22 protein-coding genes are annotated in these 21,567 nt (G+C 70.4%); 14 read left to right on the forward strand and 8 right to left on the reverse strand.

The window, feature by feature from the left end:
• Positions 1-76: 76 nt before the first annotated feature.
• Genes OG371_RS08435 through OG371_RS08445 form a run of 3 tightly spaced genes read left to right on the forward strand, consistent with a single transcriptional unit; the run spans position 77 to position 2,489 of the window.
• Positions 77-1,096 carry a C40 family peptidase gene (locus OG371_RS08435; protein WP_329067271.1) on the forward strand — a complete coding sequence of 340 codons (1,020 nt, stop codon included), beginning with the start codon at positions 77-79 and terminating at the stop codon, positions 1,094-1,096.
• A gap of 15 nt (positions 1,097-1,111) precedes the next feature.
• Positions 1,112-1,627, forward strand: coding sequence for an RNA polymerase sigma factor (locus OG371_RS08440; RefSeq protein WP_329067273.1), 516 nt, complete (start codon positions 1,112-1,114; stop codon positions 1,625-1,627).
• On the forward strand, positions 1,617-2,489 hold the full coding sequence (locus tag OG371_RS08445; RefSeq protein ID WP_329067275.1) for a hypothetical protein: 873 nt from the start codon (positions 1,617-1,619) through the stop codon (positions 2,487-2,489). The genes OG371_RS08440 and OG371_RS08445 overlap by 11 nt, the downstream gene beginning before the upstream one ends.
• A gap of 8 nt (positions 2,490-2,497) precedes the next feature.
• Here the strand turns inward: OG371_RS08445 and OG371_RS08450 are convergent, their stop codons facing one another.
• Positions 2,498-3,526 carry a LacI family DNA-binding transcriptional regulator gene (locus OG371_RS08450; RefSeq protein ID WP_329067278.1) on the reverse strand — a complete coding sequence of 343 codons (1,029 nt, stop codon included), beginning with the start codon at positions 3,524-3,526 and terminating at the stop codon, positions 2,498-2,500.
• Between the two features lie 233 nt (positions 3,527-3,759).
• On the opposite strand from OG371_RS08450, the gene OG371_RS08455 reads away from it, so the two are divergent.
• The 6 genes from OG371_RS08455 to OG371_RS08480 all read left to right on the forward strand — a co-directional run bounded on the left by OG371_RS08455 (position 3,760) and on the right by OG371_RS08480 (position 10,665).
• Positions 3,760-5,022 carry an ABC transporter substrate-binding protein gene (locus tag OG371_RS08455; protein ID WP_442876150.1) on the forward strand — a complete coding sequence of 421 codons (1,263 nt, stop codon included), beginning with the start codon at positions 3,760-3,762 and terminating at the stop codon, positions 5,020-5,022.
• Between the two features lie 2 nt (positions 5,023-5,024).
• Positions 5,025-6,011, forward strand: coding sequence for a carbohydrate ABC transporter permease (locus OG371_RS08460; RefSeq protein ID WP_329067282.1), 987 nt, complete (start codon positions 5,025-5,027; stop codon positions 6,009-6,011).
• Positions 6,008-6,865: a carbohydrate ABC transporter permease gene (locus tag OG371_RS08465; RefSeq protein WP_329067284.1), complete on the forward strand. Its 858-nt coding sequence runs from the start codon at positions 6,008-6,010 to the stop codon at positions 6,863-6,865. Before OG371_RS08460 ends, OG371_RS08465 begins: the two co-directional genes overlap by 4 nt.
• A gap of 2 nt (positions 6,866-6,867) precedes the next feature.
• Positions 6,868-8,256, forward strand: coding sequence for a GH1 family beta-glucosidase (locus OG371_RS08470; RefSeq protein WP_329072958.1), 1,389 nt, complete (start codon positions 6,868-6,870; stop codon positions 8,254-8,256).
• Between the two features lie 119 nt (positions 8,257-8,375).
• Entirely contained in the window at positions 8,376-9,143 is a 768-nt protein-coding gene (locus OG371_RS08475; RefSeq protein WP_329067285.1) for a MerR family transcriptional regulator, read from the forward strand.
• 76 nt (positions 9,144-9,219) lie between these two features.
• Positions 9,220-10,665, forward strand: coding sequence for an alpha/beta hydrolase (locus OG371_RS08480; protein ID WP_329067287.1), 1,446 nt, complete (start codon positions 9,220-9,222; stop codon positions 10,663-10,665).
• Between the two features lie 54 nt (positions 10,666-10,719).
• Here OG371_RS08480 and OG371_RS08485 read toward each other — a convergent pair whose 3' ends face one another.
• Positions 10,720-11,433 (reverse strand): SDR family NAD(P)-dependent oxidoreductase, encoded by a 714-nt coding sequence (locus OG371_RS08485; protein WP_329067289.1) that lies wholly within the window; start codon positions 11,431-11,433, stop codon positions 10,720-10,722.
• Between the two features lie 525 nt (positions 11,434-11,958).
• Here OG371_RS08485 and OG371_RS08490 point away from each other — a divergent pair.
• Entirely contained in the window at positions 11,959-13,302 is a 1,344-nt protein-coding gene (locus OG371_RS08490) for a ricin-type beta-trefoil lectin domain protein (RefSeq protein WP_329067291.1), read from the forward strand.
• A gap of 145 nt (positions 13,303-13,447) precedes the next feature.
• On the forward strand, positions 13,448-13,693 hold the full coding sequence (locus tag OG371_RS08495; RefSeq protein ID WP_329067293.1) for a hypothetical protein: 246 nt from the start codon (positions 13,448-13,450) through the stop codon (positions 13,691-13,693).
• Between the two features lie 30 nt (positions 13,694-13,723).
• Here the strand turns inward: OG371_RS08495 and OG371_RS08500 are convergent, their stop codons facing one another.
• Positions 13,724-13,963 carry a hypothetical protein gene (locus tag OG371_RS08500; RefSeq protein WP_329067295.1) on the reverse strand — a complete coding sequence of 80 codons (240 nt, stop codon included), beginning with the start codon at positions 13,961-13,963 and terminating at the stop codon, positions 13,724-13,726.
• Between the two features lie 195 nt (positions 13,964-14,158).
• Entirely contained in the window at positions 14,159-14,863 is a 705-nt protein-coding gene (locus tag OG371_RS08505; RefSeq protein ID WP_329072960.1) for a GAF and ANTAR domain-containing protein, read from the reverse strand.
• A gap of 234 nt (positions 14,864-15,097) precedes the next feature.
• On the opposite strand from OG371_RS08505, the gene OG371_RS08510 reads away from it, so the two are divergent.
• Positions 15,098-16,075 carry a GlxA family transcriptional regulator gene (locus OG371_RS08510; RefSeq protein WP_329067297.1) on the forward strand — a complete coding sequence of 326 codons (978 nt, stop codon included), beginning with the start codon at positions 15,098-15,100 and terminating at the stop codon, positions 16,073-16,075.
• A gap of 4 nt (positions 16,076-16,079) precedes the next feature.
• Here OG371_RS08510 and OG371_RS08515 read toward each other — a convergent pair whose 3' ends face one another.
• Positions 16,080-16,532 (reverse strand): winged helix-turn-helix transcriptional regulator, encoded by a 453-nt coding sequence (locus OG371_RS08515; protein WP_329067299.1) that lies wholly within the window; start codon positions 16,530-16,532, stop codon positions 16,080-16,082.
• An 82-nt stretch (positions 16,533-16,614) separates the two neighbouring features.
• Here OG371_RS08515 and OG371_RS08520 point away from each other — a divergent pair, with 82 nt between their 5' ends.
• A complete protein-coding gene (locus OG371_RS08520; protein ID WP_329067301.1) occupies positions 16,615-17,799 on the forward strand; it encodes an MFS transporter in 1,185 nt (394 codons plus the stop codon).
• Here the strand turns inward: OG371_RS08520 and OG371_RS08525 are convergent.
• Positions 17,766-18,659, reverse strand: coding sequence for an NADP-dependent oxidoreductase (locus OG371_RS08525; RefSeq protein ID WP_329067303.1), 894 nt, complete (start codon positions 18,657-18,659; stop codon positions 17,766-17,768). The two genes, OG371_RS08520 and OG371_RS08525, sit on opposite strands and share 34 nt — an antisense overlap.
• 53 nt (positions 18,660-18,712) lie before the next feature.
• Here OG371_RS08525 and OG371_RS08530 point away from each other — a divergent pair, with 53 nt between their 5' ends.
• Positions 18,713-19,306: a TetR/AcrR family transcriptional regulator gene (locus OG371_RS08530; RefSeq protein WP_329067305.1), complete on the forward strand. Its 594-nt coding sequence runs from the start codon at positions 18,713-18,715 to the stop codon at positions 19,304-19,306.
• On the opposite strand, the gene OG371_RS08535 is transcribed toward OG371_RS08530, so the two are convergent.
• Complete coding sequence (locus OG371_RS08535; RefSeq protein ID WP_329067308.1) at positions 19,303-20,154, reverse strand: ion transporter; 852 nt, start codon at positions 20,152-20,154, stop codon at positions 19,303-19,305. The two genes, OG371_RS08530 and OG371_RS08535, sit on opposite strands and share 4 nt — an antisense overlap.
• Before the next feature lie 219 nt (positions 20,155-20,373).
• Entirely contained in the window at positions 20,374-21,510 is a 1,137-nt protein-coding gene (locus OG371_RS08540) for an IS110 family transposase (RefSeq protein ID WP_329067310.1), read from the reverse strand.
• Positions 21,511-21,567 lie beyond the last annotated feature (57 nt).

The following is a 21,567-nucleotide window of genomic DNA, read 5'->3' on the forward strand; positions in this document are numbered from 1 at the left end:
ACCGGTCCCGGCTCCTGGGTGACCGGGGTCACTGAAAGTCGGTGGAACCTCGGGCGGCCGAGCGCGTGTACCCGGCATGAACAGCAGAAAGCACGGGACCCGGCGCTGGGGCTGGCCGCTGGTCCTGGCCGTGGTCGTCGCGGGAGCGGTGGGGACCACGGCGTCGGCCGCTCCGGAGCCGACTCCCCTCGAGAAGTACCGCGAACTCTCGCAGCAGGCCGAGAAGCTCAGCCAGGACCTGCTCGGCGCGCAGGCCGACCTCGACGCCAAGCAGGCCGACCTCGCCCGCGCCGGGCAGGACCTCGCGGCGGCGAAGGACGCCGGCACGAAGGCGGCGGGCGAGCAGCAGCGGCACCAGGTCGACGTGGACCGGTTCGCCGGCGCCGCCTTCACCGACAACTCCCAGCTGAACCGGCTTTCCGCGCTGCTGAGCGGCGGATCCGTCACCGACTACCTGCAGCGATCGTCCGCGCTGGACGTGGTGGCCGCGAACCAGCAGGCGGCGCTCGACACCCTGGCCGACGCCACCCACGCGGCGAACGACGCCACCGCCAAGGCCGCCGACGCCGAGCACCGCGCCCAGGCCGCCCGCGACGCCGCGGCCAAGCTGAAGTCCGACATCCAGGCGCGGCAGCGCTCCCTGGACGACCAGATGCACCAGCTCGAGGCCGCCGCCGGCAACCTGACCTCCGCCGACCGCAAGGCGCAGCGCGACGAGGGCGGCGCCCCGCCGGACGTCCGCGCGCCCGCGGGAGCCGCGCAGGCCGCCGTCGACGCCGCGCTGAGCCGGCTGGGCAAGCCGTACCAGACGGGCGCGACCGGCCCCAACGCGTTCGACTGCTCCGGGCTGATGCTCTGGGCCTACGCCAAGGCCGGGGTGAGCCTGCCGCGCACCAGCCGGGCGCAGTCGACGTTCGGCACCGCGATCCCGCGCGATCAGCTCCAGCCCGGCGACCTGGTGTTCTACTATTCGCCGGTCTCCCACGTCGGGATGTACCTCGGCGACGGCAAGATGGTGCACGCGCCGGACACCGGGGACGTCGTGAAGATCTCCCCGCTGCTGCAGAGCCAGTACGCCGGGGCCCGCCGCCCGTAGCCGAGGAAGCCACCGATGCCCGTACCCGCCGTCACGGCCGACGAGGTGGTGACGGTGCTGCACGCCCAGTGGACCCCGCTGGTCCGGCTGGCGACGCTGCTGGTCGACGACCAAGAGGCCGCGCGCGACCTCGTCCAGGACTGTTACGAGGCCGTGCTGCGCCTGCGCCCGGAGGTCGGCGACGAGGACCACCTCGTCGCCTACCTCCGGCGCGCGGTGGTCAACCGCGCGCGCTCGGCGCTGCGGCGGCGCGGCATCGTGCTGCGGTACCTGGCGAAGCTGCGCCCGCACTCCGCCCCGCCCGCCGACCGCGACCTGCTGACCGCCGAAGCCCACCGCGAGCTGCTCGGCGCGCTGGACCGCCTGCCGCCGCGCCAGCGCGAGGTGCTCGTGCTGCGGTACTACTGCGAATTGGGGGAGGCCGAAATCGCCCGCACCCTGGGCATTCCGCCCGGCACCGTCAAGTCGACGGCCCACCGCGCGCTGGCCGCCCTCCGCCGCCGGATGAAGGACGGGACGCATGAACTCTGACCCGAGCCTCGAAGACGACCTCGCCGCCGCCCTGCGCGCGCGGGCCGAGTCGGTGCCGGACACCCCCTGGCAGCCGCGGGCGAGCATGCGACGTGACGCCGCGAACCCTTGGCGGGAAAGGAAACCCCGCCGCGTGGGCGCGATGCTGGTGGCGGCCGCCGCGGTGGCGCTGGCGGTGGTCGTGGTCGTCGTCTCGCAGGGGCCCGCCACGGCGCCCACCGCTGCGTCCATTTCGGACACTCCGGGGCACCTCGCGCCGGGCCACTTCTACTACTCGCTGTCGGTCTCGGCGGACGGTTCCGGGGAGCGGGTGCGGAGCGAGATCTGGCAGCCGGAACCGTCGACGGGCGTGTGGCTCCGCCGTAGCCAGGTCGGGAACGGCGACCCCGCGACGTCAAGCGGCCGCTGCCTTTCGTTCAACACCCTCGCGGCGACCGACGCCTGCACCCTCGCCCCGGGCTGGGCCAACCCGAGCCCGGAATTCCTCGCCCACGCCCCACGCGACCCGGCCGTGATCGCGGCGCAACTGGCGGCGGCAGTCCCGGGGAACAACGACACGGTTTCGCACCCGTCGAGCGCGTACGCCACGCTTGCCGTCCTGCGCGTCGCCGCCCGCGCGAACGGGCTGCCCATCGATCTCTCACGCGCATTGCAACGCACGGCTGCCTTGCTGGCCCCGGCGAGTGCTTCCCGGAATCTGGATGGGGTTCCGGGCACTGCGTACACCGCGTCGTCTTCGGACGGGCTTGGGGCGGTGGTGATCTTCGATGCGGAGGGTACTTACATCGGCAGCCCGGCTGAGTCGTTCACTCGCGGAGTGGCGACCGAGGCTGGGGCTCCGCCGGTGAAACTGTTCCCCTGAACCGAAAATCAGCTCGACTCGCGCACCGTCAGTGACACCGGCAGAACCTGGTGCGCCGGCTTGATCTCCTGACCTTCCAGCAACTGCATCAACGTCACGACCATCGCGTGCACCTGCTCGCGCGGGTCCTGGTGGACCGACGTCAACGGCGGCGTCATGGCCGGCGCCAGCGTTGCGTTGTCGTCGAAGCTGACCACGGCGACGTCGTCCGGGATGTGGCGGCCGGCGGCGGACAGGGTGCGCAAAGCGCCGACCGCCATCATGTCGCTCGCGACGAACACCGCGTCCAGGTCAGGGGCCCGTTCCAGCAGCGCCGACATCGCCCGCGCGCCGCCGGCCAGGGTGAAGTCAGATTCCTCGGCCAGGCCCGACGGGTCGAGGCCCGCGTCCACCAGCGTCTTGCGCCAGCCCGCGAGCCGGTCGATCGGGGCGCCCTGGTCCTGGGGGCCGGCGATGGTCGCGACGCGACGGCGGCCCGCCTCCACCAAGTGTGAGACGGCCAGGCGCGCGCCGTTCTCGTTGTCGAAGTCGACCACGTGCACGCCGCGGCGGAGGTCGGCCGCCTGGCCGCCGAAGACGACCGGCACACGCAGCAGCCGCAATGCGCGCGGCAAAGGATCAGCGCGGTGGGGAGCGAACACCAGCACCCCGTCGACGTGCCCGCCCTCCAGGAACCGGACCGTGCGAGTCAGATCTTCGCGGGTATCACTGAAGATCAGCACCATCTGGCAGCCGACGTCGGCCAGCTCGCGGTAGCCGGCGCGCATCACCGCGGTGCGGTACGGGTCGTCGAGCAGCCGGGCCTCAGGCTCCGAGAGCACCACTGCGATCGCGCCCGTCCGCCGCGTGACCAGCGATCGCGCGGCCTGGTTCGGCGAGTAGCCGAGGTCCCGCGCGGCGGCCAGCACCTTCTCCCGCGAGCGGGCGCTCACGTACGTGTCGTCGTTCAACGCCCGCGAAGCCGTCGACCGGGAAACCCCGGCGAACGCCGCCACGTCCTCCAGCGTCGGCCGTTCGTCGTCCGATTTGGGCGCCACTGGGTTCACCTCCGGTCCGGTTGACGGCGCTGCCCTGATGATCGCGCCCAGCTTAGCGGGACCGATCCGGGAGCGCTCCCGGAAGGAAACACTCTGATAACCGACCTTGACATGGGCAAGTACCTGCCACAGACTCGGCAGCCATCTGGGAGCGCTCCCAGAAACCGACCTTCAAGGGGTTGACGACGGTGACAACGTTCCGGAAGGGCCTGGTCCTCGCACTGGGCATCACGATGACGGCGCTGGGCGTGGCGGCCTGCGGCGGTGGCGGCAGCAGCAGCGACGTCCCCGCGGCCGCCGGGCCGAACGAGCACGTGGACCTGACGCTGGCCACGTTCACGGAATTCGGCTACGAAGCGCTCATCCCGGAGTACGAGCGGCTGCACCCGAACATCACGATCACCCACCGCAAGACCGGCCAGGGCGGCCCGTACGCGCAGGACATGATGACCAAGCTCGCCGCCGGCTCCGGGCTGGCCGACGTGCAGGCCGTGGAGGAGGGCCATCTCTCCGACATCCTCGACAAGTCCTCGAAGTTCAACGACCTGGCCAAGATCGGCCCGGCCGACGCGACCGCGGACCGCTGGCTGCCGTGGAAGTACGACGCGGGCAAGGACAAGGACGGCAAGCTGATCGGCTACGGCACGGACATCGGGCCGGACGCGATGTGCTACCGCAAGGACCTGTTCGCCGCGGCCGGGCTGCCGACCGATCCCGAGGCGGTGAAGTCGCTCTTCTCCAGCTGGGACAGCTACTTCCAGGCCGGGGCCGACTACGTGGCCAAGACCGGTGGCAAGGCCTGGTTCGACTCGGCGGCGCAGAACTTCAACGCCATGGTCAACCAGCTGCCGGTCGGCTACCTCGACAAGAGCGACAAGCTGACGCTCGACACCAACCAGGGCATCAAGGACGCCTGGGCGAAGGTGACCGGCGCCGTCGCGAAGGGCGAATCGGCGAAGCTCACCGCGTTCAGCAACGAGTGGAACTCCGGGTTCAAGCAGAACGCGTTCGCCACCAAGGTCTGCCCCGCGTGGATGCTCGGGGTGATCAAGGAGCAGGCCGGCCCGGAGAACGCGAACAAGTGGGCGGTCACCGCGGCGTTCCCCGGTGGCGGCGGCAACTGGGGCGGCTCGTACCTGACCGTGCCGACGCAGAGCAAGCATCCGCGTGAAGCCGCCGAGCTGGCCGCCTGGCTGACCGCGCCGGAGCAGCAGATCAAGGCGTTCGAGGCCAAGGGCAATTTCCCCAGCCAGGTCAAGGCGCTGGCCAGCCCCGAGCTGCTGAACTCCACTGACGCCTACTTCGGCGGCGCGAAGGTCGGCGAGCTGTTCGCCGAGCAGGCCAAGAAGGTGACCCAGGCGCAGTACAAGGGCCCGGGTGACGGGCAGATCCAGGACACCGTCGCCAGCGCGGCACTGCAGGCCGTGGAACAGGGCACCTCCGCCGCGGACGGCTGGCAGCAGCTCGTGGACGGCGCGAAGAAGCTCACCCGCTGACGATGACGGTCACCGACAAGCTCGCCGCGGACCACCCGGCCGAGGTGCGGACCCCCGCGCCCCGGCCGGGCTGGCGCGACCGCCTCGCCCGGTGGGACGTCAAGGCCTCGCCCTACTTGTACGTGGCGCCGTTTTTCCTCGTGTTCGGCGTCGTGGGGCTGTTCCCGCTGCTCTACACCGCGTACGTCTCGCTCTTCCACTGGAAGGCGGGCGACGACAACCCGGACTTCATCGGCCTCGACAATTTCAAGGAGCTGTTCGCCGACGCGCAGTTCTGGCACGCGCTGGAGAACACCGTCAGCATCTTCCTGCTCTCCAGCATCCCGCAGATCATCATCGCGATCGGGCTGGCCGCGCTGCTGACCACCGGGATCCGCGGCGCGACCGGCTGGCGCGTCGGCATCCTGCTGCCGTACGCGGCGAGCCTGGTGGCGCTCGGGATCATCTTCGCGAACCTGTTCGGCCCGAAGTACGGTCTGGTCAACGGCCTGCTCCAGACCATCGGACTGTCCCCTGTGGACTGGCAGGCGAACCGATTGGCCAGCCACGTGGCCATCGCGATCATGGTGAACTGGCGCTGGACCGGCTACAACGCGCTGATCGTGCTCGCCGCCATGCAGGCCATCCCGCGGGAGCTGCACGAGGCGGCGCTGATCGACGGCGCGGGCTCGGTGCGCCGGTTCCGGCACATCACCCTGCCGCTGCTCAAGCCGACGCTGATCTTCGTCACCATCACCTCGACGATCGGCGGCCTGCAGATCTTCACCGAGCCCAAGCTGTTCGACGCCATGCCCGGTTCGAACAACGGCGGCTCCACCCACCAGTTCCAGACCGTGACGCTGTACCTGTACCAGACCGCGTTCGAGAACTTCGACCTCGGTTACGCGTCCGCGATCGCCTGGCTGCTGTTCCTGATCATCGTGGTGATCGCGCTGGTGAACTACCTGCTCACCGGCCGGCTCGCGCGCACGCCGGGGAGGAAGAAATGACCACGCTCACCGGAAATCTGCGCGCCCGGGCCGGCCGCCTGGGCAAACCGCGCAAGGCCACCTACTGGGTGCTGGCCGTGTTCGTGCTCGGCTCGCTGTTCCCGTTCTACTGGTCGTTCCTGGTGGCCAGCCGGGACAACGGAATCCTCACCGAGCGCGTGCCACCCCTGCTGCCGGGCGGCAACTTCTTCGCCAACGCCGCGCGCGTGTTCGACACTGTGCCGTTCTGGAAGGCGCTGGCCAACAGCGTGATCGTGTCCGGCACGGTCACTTTGACCACGGTGCTGTTCTCCTCACTGGCCGGGTTCGCCTTCGCCAAGCTGCGTTTCCGCGGCCGCAACGGGTTGTTCGTGTTCATCGTGGTGACGCTCGCGGTACCCACCCAGCTGGGCATCATCCCGTTGTTCATCGCCATGTCGAAACTCGGCTGGGCCGGCGGGCTGCAGTCGGTGATCGTGCCGAACCTGGTCACCGCGTTCGGCGTGTTCTGGATGCGGCAGTACACAGTGGACGCTGTGCCGTACGAGCTGATCGAGGCCGCACGGGTGGACGGGTGCAGCATGATCCGGATCTTCTGGAACGTCTGCCTGCCCGCGGTCCGCCCGGCCGCGGCGATCCTGGCGATGTTCACGTTCATGATGTCCTGGAACGACTTCCTCTGGCCGCTGGTGGTGCTGAACGTCGGGAACCCGACCGTCCAGGTGGCGCTGGAGAAGCTGCAGAGCGGGTACTACGTGGACTATTCGCTGGTGCTCGCGGGCACCACGCTGGCGACCATCCCGATCCTCATCGTCTTCCTCCTGCTCGGCCGCCAGATCGTGGCCGGGATCATGCAAGGTGCCGTGAAAGGGTGACCATGTCCGCAGAGCCGCTGCCGGAGCCGGAGCCGGCCTTCCCCGAGGGGTTCCTCTGGGGCGCTGCCACCGCGGCGTTCCAGGTGGAGGGTTCGACCACCGCCGACGGCCGGGAGCCGTCGGTGTGGGACGCCTTCGCCGCGCGGCCCGGCGCGGTGGCCGGCGGCGACACCGGCGAGCCGGCCGCCGACCACTACCGGCGCTCGGGCGAGGACGTCGAGCTGATGCGCTCGCTCGGCCTCGGCGCGTACCGGTTCTCCCTGTCCTGGCCCCGGATCCGGCCCGGCGGGCGGCCGAACGAGCGCGGCATCGGGTTCTACGACCGGCTCGTCGACCGGCTGCTGGCGGCCGGGATCCAGCCGTGGGCCACGCTGTACCACTGGGATCTGCCGCAGGCGCTGGAGGACGTCGGCGGCTGGACCTCGCGGGACACCGCGTTCCGCTTCGCCGAGTACGCCGAGACGATCGTGCCCCGGCTCGGCGACCGCGTGGCCGGCTGGTCCACGCTCAACGAGCCGTGGTGCGCCGCGATGCTGGGCTACGCCAAGGGGATCCACGCGCCGGGCCGCACCTCGCCCACGGCCGCCGTCGCCGCCACCCACCACCTGCTGCTCGGGCACGGGCTGGCGATGGACGTGCTGCGGCGGCACGCGCCGGGCGTGCCGTCCGGCGTCACGCTGAACCTTTACCCCGTCAAGGCTTTCTCGGACGGCGAGGCGGACGCCGAGGCCGCCCGGCGGGTGGACGGGCAGCAGAACCGGCTGTTCCTGGACCCGGTGCTGCGCGGGGGCTACCCGGACGACGTGGCCGCGGACCTCGCGCCGTTCGGCTTCGACGCCGTGGTGCGGGACGGCGACACCGCCGTGATCGCCGCACCCGTCGATTGGCTCGGCGTGAACTACTACCGCGGCTACCACGTGACCGGGACGCCGCGGCCGGGCAGCACCCCGGCCGGCGCGGAGTGGCTCGGCGCGGACGACGTCCACTTCCTGCCCGACCCGGCCGCCCCGCGGACCGACTCGGGCTGGGAGGTCCAGCCGGCCGGGCTGACCGAGTCACTACTCCAGGTCCACCGCGGCTACCGCCCGATCCCGTTGTACATCACGGAAAACGGGGCGTCCTATCCGGACGTCCTGCGCGATGGCACCGTGGCGGACGCCGACCGCGTCACATTCCTCGACGCGCACCTGCGCGCGGCGCACGCGGCCCTGGCCCACGGCGTGGACCTGCGCGGTTACTTCTACTGGTCGCTGCTCGACAACTTCGAGTGGGCCGAGGGCTACGCCAAGCGCTTCGGCCTGGTGCACGTCGACTACGCGACCCAGCGCCGGACGCCGAAGCAGAGCGCGCACTGGTACTCCGGCGTGATCAGCCGCAATGCGCTGTCCTGAGCGGGTTTCCGGCCCTGGCGGATGAGCCCGCGTCAGACCTCAGGTTGATCTTGCCTCCCCCTTCCGGCGGAAACCGCCGGCTCGCCTTGACCACGACGTAGCGTCATGGTTTCCACTGGGTGAGCCGGCGCATCCGCGTCGGGTGGAACCAGGGGCAGGGGGACGGCGTGGGGTGGTGGAGCACCAACCAGCTCGCCGAGCTGGCCGGCACGACCGAGCGCGCGATCCGGCATTACCACCAGGTGGGCCTGCTCGCCGAGCCCGCGCGCCGGGCCAACGGCTACAAGCGGTACGGCGTGCCCCACCTCGTGCGCGTGCTGCGGATCAAGCGCCTGACCGGGCTCGGGCTCTCGCTGGCCCAGATCGCCGAGCTGGGCGACGCCGACGAGCATCCCGAGAAAGCGTTGCGGGCACTGGACAGCGAGCTGGCCGAGGGCATCGAACGGATGCAGCGGGCGCGCGCCGAGCTCGCCGTGATCCTGGACCAGGCCGCGCCGACCGACCTCCCGCCCGATCTGGGCCGGGCGCTGGCCGACGCGGGCTCCCCGGCGACCGAGCGTTCGCTGAGCGTCGTGCTGAGCCAGGTGCTCGGCCCGGCGCCGCTCGACGCCTACGTGGAGACACTGCGAACGCACGGTTCGGAGCCCGTCCTCGCCGAGTTCGACGCCCTGCCCGCCGACGCCGACGAGCGGACCCGCCAGGATCTGGCCGAGCGGATGCGTGAGGCGCCCTCGGTCCGGAAGCTGCTCGCCGAGTTCCCGACCTTCCAGGAGACGAGCGCCGGCGCGCCACACGGCGAGGAGTTCGCCCGGGCCGCGATCGTCCGGGCTGTGGCCGAGCTGTACAACCCCGCCCAGATCGACGTGCTGGCGCGGATGGACTGCTAGCGGATTCCCGTTCGCGGCAAGCTTTTCACCCCATTGTCGCGACGCTTTGTCGCGCCCTCATGAAGGAAGTAAACAGATGCGCAGAACCTTGTCCATAACCCTCGCTGCCGCCGCATTGGCGGCAGCGGTGGTCCCGGCGGCTTCGGCCTCGACGGAGGCGACTTCGCTGAACTCGGTGGCGTGGGGCCCGTGCCCCGCCGACGTCACCGCGCCCGATCTCCAGTGCTCGACCATCAAGGTCCCGGTGGACTACCGGAAGCCGGACGGGCCGAAGTTCGACCTGGCGATCTCCCGGCTGCCGAGCACGAACCCGGCGCACCGCCGCGGTGTGCTGCTGACCAATCCGGGCGGTCCCGGCGGTGAGGGCCTGGATTACCCGCACATCCTCAACATCATCAAGCTGCCGGCCAGTGTGCGCGACGCCTACGACGTGATCGGGTTCGACCCGCGCGGCGTCGGCCACAGCGCGCCGGTGACGTGCGATCTGACGGCCGAGCAGAAGGCGTTCGGCAACTTCCCGCGGTACGCGCACAACCAGGCCGACGTCACGAAGGCGGCCGAGGAAGCGAAGACCCTCGCCACTCAGTGCGCGACGTCGAAAACGGCGTCGATGCTGCCGTACATCACCACCGCGAACTCGGCCCGCGACATGGACCGGATCCGGGTGGCGCTGGGCGAGCAGAAGGTGTCGTACCTCGGTTATTCGTACGGCACCTATCTCGGCGCGGTGTACACCACGATGTTCCCGGAGCGCAGCGACCGGATCGTGCTCGACAGCAACATGGGCCCCGGCGGTTACGACTTCACCGCCATGCGGAACTTCGCCCTGGGCCTGCAGGACCGGTTCCCGGACTTCGCGAAGTTCGCCGCCGCCAATCCCCAGTACGGCCTGGGCAGCACCACGGAGCAGGTCACCGCGAAGTTCTACGAACTCGCCGCCCGGCTGAAAAAGGCCCCGGTCCACGGAATCGACGACAACGCGTTCCGCGGGCTCACCTTCGGCAATCTCTACGGCAGTGATTACGCCTATCTGGCCGGGGCCTGGCACGACCTCGACACGAACCAGCCCGTGTCCCCGCAGCCCGTGCCCCCGAACCTGGACAACCTCAGTTCCAGCCGGCTGTACACGATCTGCGGCGACTCGCGCTGGCCGCGGACGATCCCGGCGTACCAGGCCGCGATCGCGGTGGACCGGGTCCGGTACCCGATGCTGGGCGCGTCCACGGCCAACGTCAGCCCGTGCGCGTACTGGCCGTCCGACCCGGTCGAGCCGCCCGTGCGCATCGGCGACCGCGGGCCGTCGAACGTGCTGATGGTGCAGAACCTCCGCGACCCGGGCACCCCGCTCGCCGGCGCGCTGAAGACGCGGCAGGCTCTCGGAAACCGGGCCCGGATGGTGACCGTGGACCAGGGCGGCCACGGCGTCTACCTGATCACCCGCAACCAGTGCGCGAACGACACGGTGACCGCGTTCCTGGCGAACGGTCAGCGTCCGGCGCACGACCTCGCCTGCGCGGGCTGAGCGTGGAACCGGCAGCACCTGACCCCAGGTGCTGCCGGTTTTCCTTGTCCGGCCTCAGATCGCGGTGCGCCCACCGTCGACGGCAATGGTCGCGCCAGTGACATAGCCGGCCCGCGGCGAGGCGAGGAACGCCACCACCTCCGCGATCTCTTCCGGCTGCGCCACCCGCTTCAGCGCCGTAGTGGCACCGAGCGCTTCGAACCGCTCCTTGCCCTCGGGCCGGGTGTAGACCGGCCCGGGCGCGACGGTGTTCACGCGCACCCCGCGTGGGCTGTACTCCGCTGTCCAGCCCTGGGTGAGCGACGCGAGCGCGGCCTTCGTCGCGCCGTACGCGGTGCCGGTCGGCAAACCGAGACTGCCCGCCATGCTCCCGATGTTCACGATGCTGCCGGCCCCCTTGCGCGCCATCGCCGGGGCGAAGGCCGCCACCAGGTAGTACGGCGCGCGGACGTTGCCGTTGAACATCGCGTCGAAGTCCTCGACCTTCAGGTCTTCGGATGGGCCCCACGTGGCCCGGCCCGCGTTGTTGACCAGCACGTCGAGCTCGCCGACCTCGTCGGCGAGCCGCCCGATCGCGGCGACATCGGTCAGGTCCGCGGCGATGAAGCGGGCCGAGCCGCCTTCGCCGGTGATCTCGCCGACGACCTCCGCCCCGCGCCCGGCGTCCCGGCCGACCACCACCACGGTCATCCCGTCGGCGGCCAGGCGCTTCGCGATCGCGCGGCCGATCCCCGACGTGGCGCCGGTGACCAGGGCTTTCACAGACATGACCTACTCCTGTCGTTCTTCGTCCAGACCAGGCTGTTCGCTATGGCCGATCCTATCGATCTCGTCATCGGGCACGCCGGTGCGCGGAAGCCATTCTTTTCGCCCGCTCGAATAGCCCGAGCCCCATTCAGCGGGACACCCGATTCGGTTTACCGGACAAAGCGGACGCGGCCGGTTGACCAGCGGGAACTCGGTGGTCTGGACCAGCAGGGTGAACCCGTTGCCCCGGCCGCGACGAGCGGGTATAACTTTCTTCACAACACGGATTAAGTCGGCAAGAGAACTCCCCTCCCCATCGCCCCCGAAATTGCCGGCTCGCTTTTGTGCCATGCCGTTTTCGATTCGGTCATGGGCGCGATGCCCCACGCGTACGCGGCGACGAAGCCGCCACCGCGGGGTTGAACTCCGGCCCCGGGTCGCTTCGGCATGCCCTCGGCTGGCCCGGCGGCCGGGCCGCGAACCGGACCCGCCCGCCGTGGCCCGCCGCGCTCTCCCCTCCCCGACTTCCCCCTGGAGATCACGGACATGCGCATCTCGAAGCTCAGAGCGCTCGCGGTCGCGGCGCTGCCGGTCGTGGCCGGCGTCGCGCTCACCCTCACCCCCGGCGCGAGCGAGGCCGCGCCCCACGCCGGCGGCGCCTTCCCCGCCCACTACGCGGCGCCGTACCTACAGGTCAGCGACTCCGACATCGGCGACCTGGCCGCCGACCAGAGCGCCACCGGCACGAAGTTCTACACGCTGGCGTTCCTCACCCCGTCGTCCGGCTGCAACCAGCTGTGGGAGGCGAACGGCACCGGCGTCGGCTCGTTCAAGTCGCAGATCAGCGCGCTGCAAGCCGCGGGCGGCAACGTGATCCCGTCGTTCGGCGGCGCGCAGGGCGGTGAGATCGCGCAGACCTGCACGGACCAGAACAGCCTGACCGCCGCGTACGCCAACGTGGTCAACACCTACGGCACCCCGCGGCTGGACTTCGACATCGAAGAGGACACGATCAAGGACACCGCGGCGAACCAGCGCCGCAACTCCGCGCTCGCCGCGCTGCAGCAGCAGAACCCGAGTGTCCAGGTCGACTACACCCTCGCCGTCGCCCCGGACGGCCTGCCCAGCACGCAACTGGACATCCTGCGCGACGCCAAGAACAAGGGCCTGAAGGTCAGCGTCGTGAACCTGATGGTGATGGACTTCTACGACGGCCAGCCGGTGATCAGCGACGCGCTCGCGGCCGCGCGGTCCACCGCCGGCCAGCTGGCGAGCCTGTACGGGATCTCGACCTCGGCGGCGTACGGGATGATGGGCCTCACGCCGATCGCCGGCAACAACGACGACGGCGCGCCGTTCAGCCAGTCCGACGCCCAGCAGCTGGAGACCTTCGCCGCGCAGAACGGTGTGCAGGAGCTGTCGTTCTGGGAAGTCCAGGACTACGACAAGGCCACCGGCTACGCGTACTCGCGGATCTTCAACGCCATCTCCGGCGGCACCACGCCCCCGCCGACCGGCGGCAAGCAGATCACCGGTTACGGCGGCAAGTGCGTCGACGTCGCGGGCGCGAACAGCGCCAACAGCACCGCGGTGGACCTGTACACCTGCAACGGCACCAACGCGCAGCAGTGGACCTCGACCGGCAGCACGCTCCAGGCGCTCGGCAAGTGCCTGGACGTCGCCTCGGCCGGCGTCGCGAACGGGACCAAGGTGCAGATCTACGACTGCAACGGCAGCGCCGCGCAGCAGTGGACGCACAACGGCTCCAACGAGCTGGTGAACACCGGCTCCGGCAAGTGCCTCGACGCCACCGGCCCCAGCTCGGCCGACGGCACGCCGTTGCAGATCTGGACCTGCACGGCGGCTTCGAACCAGCAGTGGACGTGGTAAGGCGGTAATTAACCGACCTGGACGCCACCAGCCGGTGGGGAGTTTTCCTTGCTCCCCACCGGTTTTTCCGCGTTTTCCCCGTCATGAGCCGCGTCGCGCGCCGTCGGACCCACGTCAGGCCCGGCGAGGAGAAGCGAGGAGCGCGATGACCGTCCAGAGCCACCACCCCGTGGAGGACGCGGTCGGCGAGGTCGGCCTGTGGCTGACCGGCGAGTTTTCCGGACGGCTGCCCGCCCCGGCCGTCGCCGAAGTGGTGCGGGTGACCCGGCGGGACCTCGAGGGCCGCATCGATCCGGAAGACCTCGGCGAGATGCTGCACCGGATGAGCCGCACCCGGCTGCTGCGCATGCTGGCCAGCCCGAGGACTCGTGAGTGTTCAGGACGGTTCTAACCGTCCTGAACACTCACGAGTCTTTTGCTGCTAGACCCCGGTTCCGCCCGAGTTCGGCAGCACGCGGCTGCTGAGCGGCAGGGTGTGCGGCCGCTCCGGCGGCCACCAGACCTGGGCGGGCGGCGGGGGGACCTCGTCGTCGGGGAGTTCGAGGGCGTCGAGGCCGCGTTGCCAGCGGTTCCAGTGCGCGGAGCACAGCCCGCGCCACAACGAAGGCTCCGCGCATTCCAGCCGTCGGCACGGCTGCACCTGCTGCCTGCTGCTGTCCATCACGTTCGCGACTCCCACTGTGACTCGGCTCCCGGCCCGGCCCAGTCTGCCTCGGGAGCGGCCCGAACACCCCGCCCTCGCCGGGAACACAACCCTTGCGCACCAACGGAACGAGGAGGCCAGCCTACTCCTGCCGGATACTCCCGTGTCGACCTCCCGGCGCCGGGCGGGCACCCGTTCAGCGGTTGACGGGCACTAGCCCGCGGTGAGATCACGAACGAAGCGGGCCGCGACCTCGCGCAGCTTGACGTTGGTGTGCTGCGACTCGGTGATCAGCCGCTGCATGGCCTGCTCCTCGTCGATCCGGTGCACGGCCATCAAGATCCCCTTGGCCTGCTCGATCACCGCGCGGTTGCGCATCGCGGCGTCGAGGTTTTCGGCGAGCTGCAGGGCCTGCTGGTACCGGCGCGCGGTGCGCAGCACGGACACCACGACCACCGTGTACAGCCGGAGCACCTTGGTGTCGAGCTCCTCGAACCCGTGCGCGCCGTAGCCGAAGAGGTTCACCGCGCCGGAGAGCTGATCGTCGACCCACAACGGGGCCGCGAGGTAACTGCCGACGCCTTTTTCCTTGGCCGCGGCGGTGAACATCGGCCATTCCTCGCTCGCGGTGCTGACGCTCAGGCGCACCACCTCGCCGGTCGCCGCGGCGCGCAGGCAAGGTCCTTCGCCGGCGGCGTACTGCGCTTGATCCAGCGCGTACGCCGTGTTGTGGGTCCACGCGGCGGTCTCGGGGCCGCTCTCGCGGACCAGGGTGATGCTGGCGAGGTCGGCGCCCTCGATCACCCTGGCCGCCTCGCCGCAGATCGCCTCGAACACCTCGGCGTTGTCCGGCGCGGACTCCAGGGTCCCGGTCAAGTCCGCCATCGCTGCGGTCAGCTCGTCCAGCCGCTCGGCCATCTCGTCTCCGCTCGTCGCCACGACGATCCTCTCGTGCCTCTTCCGTGGCACGATGCCCCGGCCGCTGTCTCGCTCAGCGGATCCAGCCGGAATCGTACCGCGCCCCGAGACCCCGGGGCGATACCCTTCCGGCTGCGTTGCCATGATTCAACGGATTCTCGCCAAGGCCCCTGACCAGGTCTTTTCCGTTTCGGCCAGGTTGGCTGGAACTCGTTGCCCGGGTAAGTTAATGCCATGCACACTGTCGCCGTGCTCGCGTTGGACGGGTTCGTCCCCTTCGATCTGGCCACCCCGCTGGAGGTGTTCGCGCGCACCCGGCTGCCCGACGGGCGCACGCCGTACCGGGTGCGGGTCTGCGGGATGACCACGACCGTCGAGTCGGAGTCGTTCACCCTCACCCCGCGCCACAGCCTGGCCGCGCTCGCCGAGGCGGACACCATCATCCTGCCGGGCTGCGCGGACCCGGCCGCGCCCGTGCCCGGCGAGGTGATCGAGGCCCTGCGCGCGGCGGCCGCCCACGGCACGCGCCTCGCGTCGATCTGCACCGGCGCGTTCATCCTGGCCGCCACGGGATTGCTCGACGGCGGCCGCGCGACCACGCACTGGCTCGCCGCCCCGGCGCTGGCCGCGGACCACCCGGAGATCGAGGTCGACCCGGACGTGCTCTACGTCGACAACGGCCAGTTCCTCACCTCGGCGGGCGCCGCGGCCGGGCTGGACCTCTGCCTGCACCTGATCCGCCGCGACCACGGCTCGGCCGTCGCCGCCGACTGCGCGCGCCTTTCGGTGATGCCGCTGGAACGCGAGGGCGGCCAGGCGCAGTTCATCGTGCACGAGCAGCCGCCGGCTCCGCAGGGTTCGGTGCTGGAGCCGTTGCTGGCGTGGCTGGAGGACAACACCGCGCGCGAGCTGACGCTGGAAGACATCGCGGTCCAGGCCCGGATGTCGACGCGCACGCTGAATCGCCGTTTCCGCGAGCAGGTCGGGACCACGCCGCTGCAATGGCTGCACCGCGCCCGCGTCCGCCAGGCCCAGTACCTGCTGGAAGCGACCGGGCACTCGGTCGACCGCATCGCCGACCAGGTGGGCTTCGGCTCGGTCACCGCGTTCCGGGAACGGTTCAAGCGCGTGGTCGGCACGAGCCCGCAGGCTTACCGGACGGCGTTCCGCAATCCGTCGCAAGCCGAGTTGGTCCGGTTAGGACAGTCCTGAACGGTCACTCCCCGGACGGCACGCGCTCGACGTGCGTGGCGGCACTGTCGAGCGTGACCCCGTCACGATCGAGCACCCGCACCACCGGCACCGCCTGACCAGTCGCGTCGTCGATCAGCGCGGAATGCGCCTCACCGTCCGCGAAAGCGTTGCGCTCGCCCCACTGACGCAGGCTGACGATGACACCGAACAAGTCCCGGCCGCGCTCCGTGAGCCGGTACTCGGTCCGGGTGCCGGCGTCGTTGGGCACTGACGCCAGGATTCCCGAATCCACCAACGTCCGGAGCCGGTCACTGAGGATGTTGCGGGCCATGCCGAGGCTGCGCTGGAACTCCGTGAACCGGCGGGCGCCGTCGAAGGCGTCGCGCACGATCAGGAGCGACCAGCGGTCGCCGATCAGGTCCGCGGCCCTGGCCACGGGGCACTGCGGGTCGGTCCAGTCCCGTCGATGGGTCACGCCACCGCTCCGATCGGTTGCATTTCGAAACTGAATGTCCTAACTTTGGTTTCAATCTACAACCAAGACGAGGGGGATGGCCATGGAACGGCCGGTGAAGGCCCTGCTGGCGACCATCTGCGCGGTCGCGGTGGCGAACGTCTACTACGCCCAGCCCCTGCTCGACCGCCTCGGCACCGAGCTGTCCATCCCCACCGGCGAACTCGGCTTCGTGGTCGGCGCCGGGCAGGTCGGCTACCTGCTCGGGCTCGTGGTCCTGCTTCCGTTGGGGGACCTGGTTTCCCGCCGGACGCTGACCGTCAGCCTGCTGGCCGCGACGGCCGCCGGGACCGGGCTGGCCGGGTTCTCCGCCAGCCGGGCCCTGCTCCTGATCGGGCTGCTGATCGCCGGGTTCTTCTCCGTGGTCGTGCAGGTCGCGGTCGCCTACGCCGCGGCACTGAGCGACCCGGCCGAGCGCGGCCGCACCATCGGCGCCGTGACCAGCGGGGTGGTGGTCGGGATCATCCTGGCCCGGACGGTCTCCGGGACCGTCGCGGATCTGGCCGGCTGGCGCGCCGTTTACCTCGGCACCGCAGTGCTTTCCCTCGCGCTGACCGCGCTGGCCTTCACCCGGCTCCCGGCCGAAACCCGGACGGTGGCCAACCCGGCGCGGACCTACGTCACGGCACTGGCATCGGTCGGAGTGCTCACCCTGACCAATCGGGTCTTCCGCGTCCGCGCCGTGATGACGCTGTTCCTGTTCGCCTCGTTCGGCGTGCTGTGGAGCGGGATTTCGTTGCCGCTGAGCGGATCGCCGTGGCACCTGTCCACCAGCGAGATCGGCCTGTTCGGGATTGCGGGCCTCGCCGGGACACTCGGCGCGGCCCGCGCCGGCGCCTGGTCCGACCGCGGCCACGGCGGCGCGCTGACCGCCGTGGCGCTGGCCGTGCTCATCGGATCCTGGGCGGCGACCGAGTCGGCCCCGCGATCACTGGTCCTGCTGGCGCTCGGCGTTGTCCTGCTCGACGCGGCCGTCCAAGCCGTCCACGTCACCAGCCAGAACCAGATCGTCGCCACCCGGCCCGCCGCGAGCAGCCGCCTGATCGGCAGCTACATGGTGTTCTACTCGGTCGGCAGCGCGCTCGGCGCCGTCACCGCGACCACGCTTTACGCCGCGTCGGGCTGGGCGGCGGTCAGCACCGCCGGCGCCCTCTATGCGGTGGCGGCGCTGGCGGTCTGGACGGTCGGCCGGCTTCAGATGACGATGACCCGGCGTCCGCGCGTGTGACCGGCGTGGCTGTCGACGTGCGCCGCCGCGGCGTCCGCGAGCGAGTACGACTTCTCCACCGGGATGTGGAGTTTTCCTTGTGAGATCAGGCTTGCCGCCTCGACGAGCGCGTCCGGCACACTCCCGGCCACGCCGGAGAACCGGACACCGAGCTCCGGCGCGCCGAGGTCGGCGATGGTCAGCACCTTGCGCGGATCCCCGGTCAGCTCGACGAGTTCGCGGATCACCCCCGAACCGGCCAGGTCCAACGCCGCGTCGACCGGGCCGAGCCGGCGCACGCGTTCGACCCAGCCCTCGCCGTACGTCGTGGCGACGGCGCCCAGGCTCCGCAGGTAGTCCTGGTTCGCGGCCCCGGCCGTGCCGATCACCGTGATGCCGCGTTCGCGGGCGATCTGCAGCAGCGCCGAGCCGACTCCGCCGGACGCGCCGCTGACCAGCAGCGTCTGCCCGGGCCGCACCCCGACCTCGCGCAGGAGGCGCAGCGCCGTCTCCACCACCGACGGGTACCCGGCCGCTTCCTCGAACGTCAGCCCCTCGGGCATCCGGGCCCAGGCCGACAGCACGGCGAACTCGGCGTAGGTGTCGGCGCCTTCCCCGAACACGCGATCACCGACCTCGATTCCTTCAACGCCCGCACCGATTTCGTCCACCACTCCGGCCGCGTCGATCCCGACGCCGGAAGGCAGTTCCGTCGGATGGGCGCCCAGAACCTGGCCTTCCCGAACCCTCCAGTCGACGGGGTTCACGCCCGCCGCCCGCACGGCGATGCGCACCTGGCCGGGTCCCGCGTGGGGCTCCTCGGCGTCTTCGAGGCGCAGGACTTCCGGACCGCCGAACTCGGCGAAGCTCACTCTCTTCATGCCTTCGAACGTAGCACTAACGGTTAGTGTTTTGCATCTGGTAGTGTCAGATCATGACCACGCCGCCCGGACGCCGTGAGCGCAAGAAGGCCGCGACCCGGCAGAAGATCGCCGACACCGCGCTGCGGCTCTTCGCCGAGCGCGGGTACGACGCAGTGGGCATCCGCGACGTGGCCGCCGAGGCCGACGTCGCCGTCACCACGCTGTTTTCCCACTTCGCCTCCAAAGAGGCCCTGGTGTTCGAGCAGGACGAAGACTTCGAGCTGCGCCTCACGCGGGCGGTCACCGACCGGGCGCCGGACGATCCGCCGATCCCCGCGCTGCGCCACGAGATCCACGCCCTGGTGCGACATTGCGCGGCGGACAGCACCAATCCGCTCTGGCGCATGATCGACGGGTCACCGGCGCTGCGGAAGTACGAGGAGTCGATGCGGCTACGTCACGCGGAGTCGCTGGCCACGGCCATGGCCGCCGACCCCAGTCTGGGACTGACCACAACCGCGGCCCGGACGATCGCGCGGTTCGTGATCGACGCCTATTCGCTGGCCCGCGAGGCAGCCGACCCGGACACCGCGGTGGACGAGATCTTCCGGATGATCGAGGCGGCCTGGGCCGTCGCCGGCGCGCGGGAAACCGTTACGCCCTAAGGCTTCTTCGGGTGGTTCGCGTCGTATTCGTGGACCGCCGAGCGCTGGGTGCGGGTGCGCAGGAGCACCTCTTCCGGCTCGTCGTCCACGTCGTTCAGGCCGAGTTCCACCGCGCGGCGGATCTGCTCCCGGTTTTCGCGCACGACCGAAGAGAAGAAGTCGTCGATGCGGGGGTCCAGCAGGACCTCCAGCAGCACCCGGAACGACGTGTCCACGGTGGCGCGCACGATCTCGTCGTGGAAGGGCAGCCGCTTGAGCCGGCCCAGCTGCGGGTCCTCCGACAGCTTCTCGGTGATGATGGACCGCAGCTCGACCTTGTTCTCGTTCAAGGACTTCGCCAGGTTCTCCGGGTAGTTGCCGGTCTCCAGCACCTTCACGACCTCGTCCAGCACCGCGACGGTGATCGGCTTCTTGATGGCGCGCACGATCGGCTCGGACAGCTTGTCGACAAGCCGGTAAGTGAACTGCTCGCCCACAGCGCGGTCCGCGCCCCGGCCGATCCGGATCAGCAGCAGGAGCACCACCAGCACGTGATGCTGCGCGACGAAGTTCGGATGCGCGATCGGGATCATCGCGAACACCTCGTACCAGTTGCGCGCGATGAACGCCGCGCGCCAGCCGACCTTGCGCCAGCGCCAGAGGAAGTGCAGCAGGAAGATCCCGCACACCACGCAGTCGACGGTGAACAGCCACTGCCCGTCGCCGCCGGTCTGCGGGGTGAGCAGCAGGTAGACCGGCAGCCCGACGGAGATGAGGGCGAGCACGAACATCACCCAGTCGTCCGTGTGCACGTTGCCGGGGAGGATCCCGCTGTTCAGCTCGTGCTCCCGCGGGCGGGTGGTGGTCATGCCTTCTCCAGTGGTCAACGGGGAGCGTCGAACGCGGTATCGCCCGATCATGGCACGCCACGCTGACCACAGCCGCGCGACACCGCGCGGGCGGCGACCCGGCGAAGATCTACCCGCACACCAAGCTGGACGGCACGCCGACGAAAACCGGCAGCCGCTGGGCCCGCTCGCGGCGAATCGGCGGCGGGGAATGCGCCCCAATGATGCTCCTATGGTTGGTCAAGGGGTGAGGTGTTGGAGGGCGGCGAGGTCTGCTGTGAGGTGTGGGTAGATGTTGCGGGCGATGTAGCGTTTGAGTTTGCGGATGATGTGTTTTCCGTTGCTGCGGTTGGGTGTTCGGTGTGTGGTGACGTAGTCGCGGGTGGGTTGGTGGGTGGCCATGCGGGTGATGGTGATGCGGTAGAGGGCGGCGTTGGCGTGGCGGTCGCCGCCGCGGTTGAGTCGGTGCCGGTCGGTGAGGCCTGAGCTGGCTTGGTGGGGTGCGGTGCCGGTGAGCATGGCGAAGGCGGGTTCGCTGCGGAGGCGGTCGGGGTTGTTGCCGGCGGTGATGAGCAGTTGGCCGGTGGTGTCGGGGCCGAGGCCGTGCTGGGCGAGGGTGCGGGGCGCGATGAGGGTGATCAGGGCGGTGAGCTGGGTGTTGAGCCGGGTGACGGCCTGGTCGTAGTGGCTGATCATGGTGGCGAGATCGTGCAGCGCGATGCGGGTGGCGGTGCCGGCGTCGAGCAGGGCGTGGGCGAGGCCGGTGCCGGTGTTGTCGGTGCCGGGCAGGGCCAGGCAGGCTGCCAGCAGCCGTGCCGGGGTGAGTCCGGTGAGCTGTTCGCGCAGATCGTCGGGTGCGGTGACGAGCAGGGCGCGCAGGGTGTTCCAGGCGGCGGTGCGGGCTTTGATCCAGGTGTCGCGGGTGCCGCGCAGCACCCGCACCGACTCGATCGGGCCGGTGCGGAGTTTAGGGGCGGCGGTGGCGTCGCCGGACTGCGTCGCCGCGGCGGCGCTGATCGCGTCCAGCGGGTCTGTCTTGCCTTGCCGGCGTCGTTTCTGCCGGTTCGGCCGGTTGACCTCCACCACCCGGACGTGCTCACCGGTCAGGTAGCGGGTCAGCCCGGCCCCGTAGGAGCCGGTGCCCTCCACCCCGACCGCGGTGACCGTGCCGAAGCCACGCAACCAGGCCAGCAGTGCCTGGTAGCCGGCACCGGTCGCGGCGAACCGGCGGGTGCCCAGCACCTGCCCGAGCGTGTTCTTCACCGCGGCCCAGTGGAAGTCACGATGGGTGTCCACCCCCGCCGTGATCACCTGCCCGGTGGCCGCGGCATCGGCTGTGACAGGGGCGGGCTGGGTTTTACCGGGGAGTTTTGCCATGCTGGTCGTGTCGTTCCTTCTCGGATGGTTCTGGGCGGGCAACGGCACCCCACCGAA

This window comes from Amycolatopsis sp. NBC_01480 (assembly GCF_036227205.1).
Taxonomy (GTDB): Bacteria; Actinomycetota; Actinomycetes; order Mycobacteriales; family Pseudonocardiaceae; genus Amycolatopsis.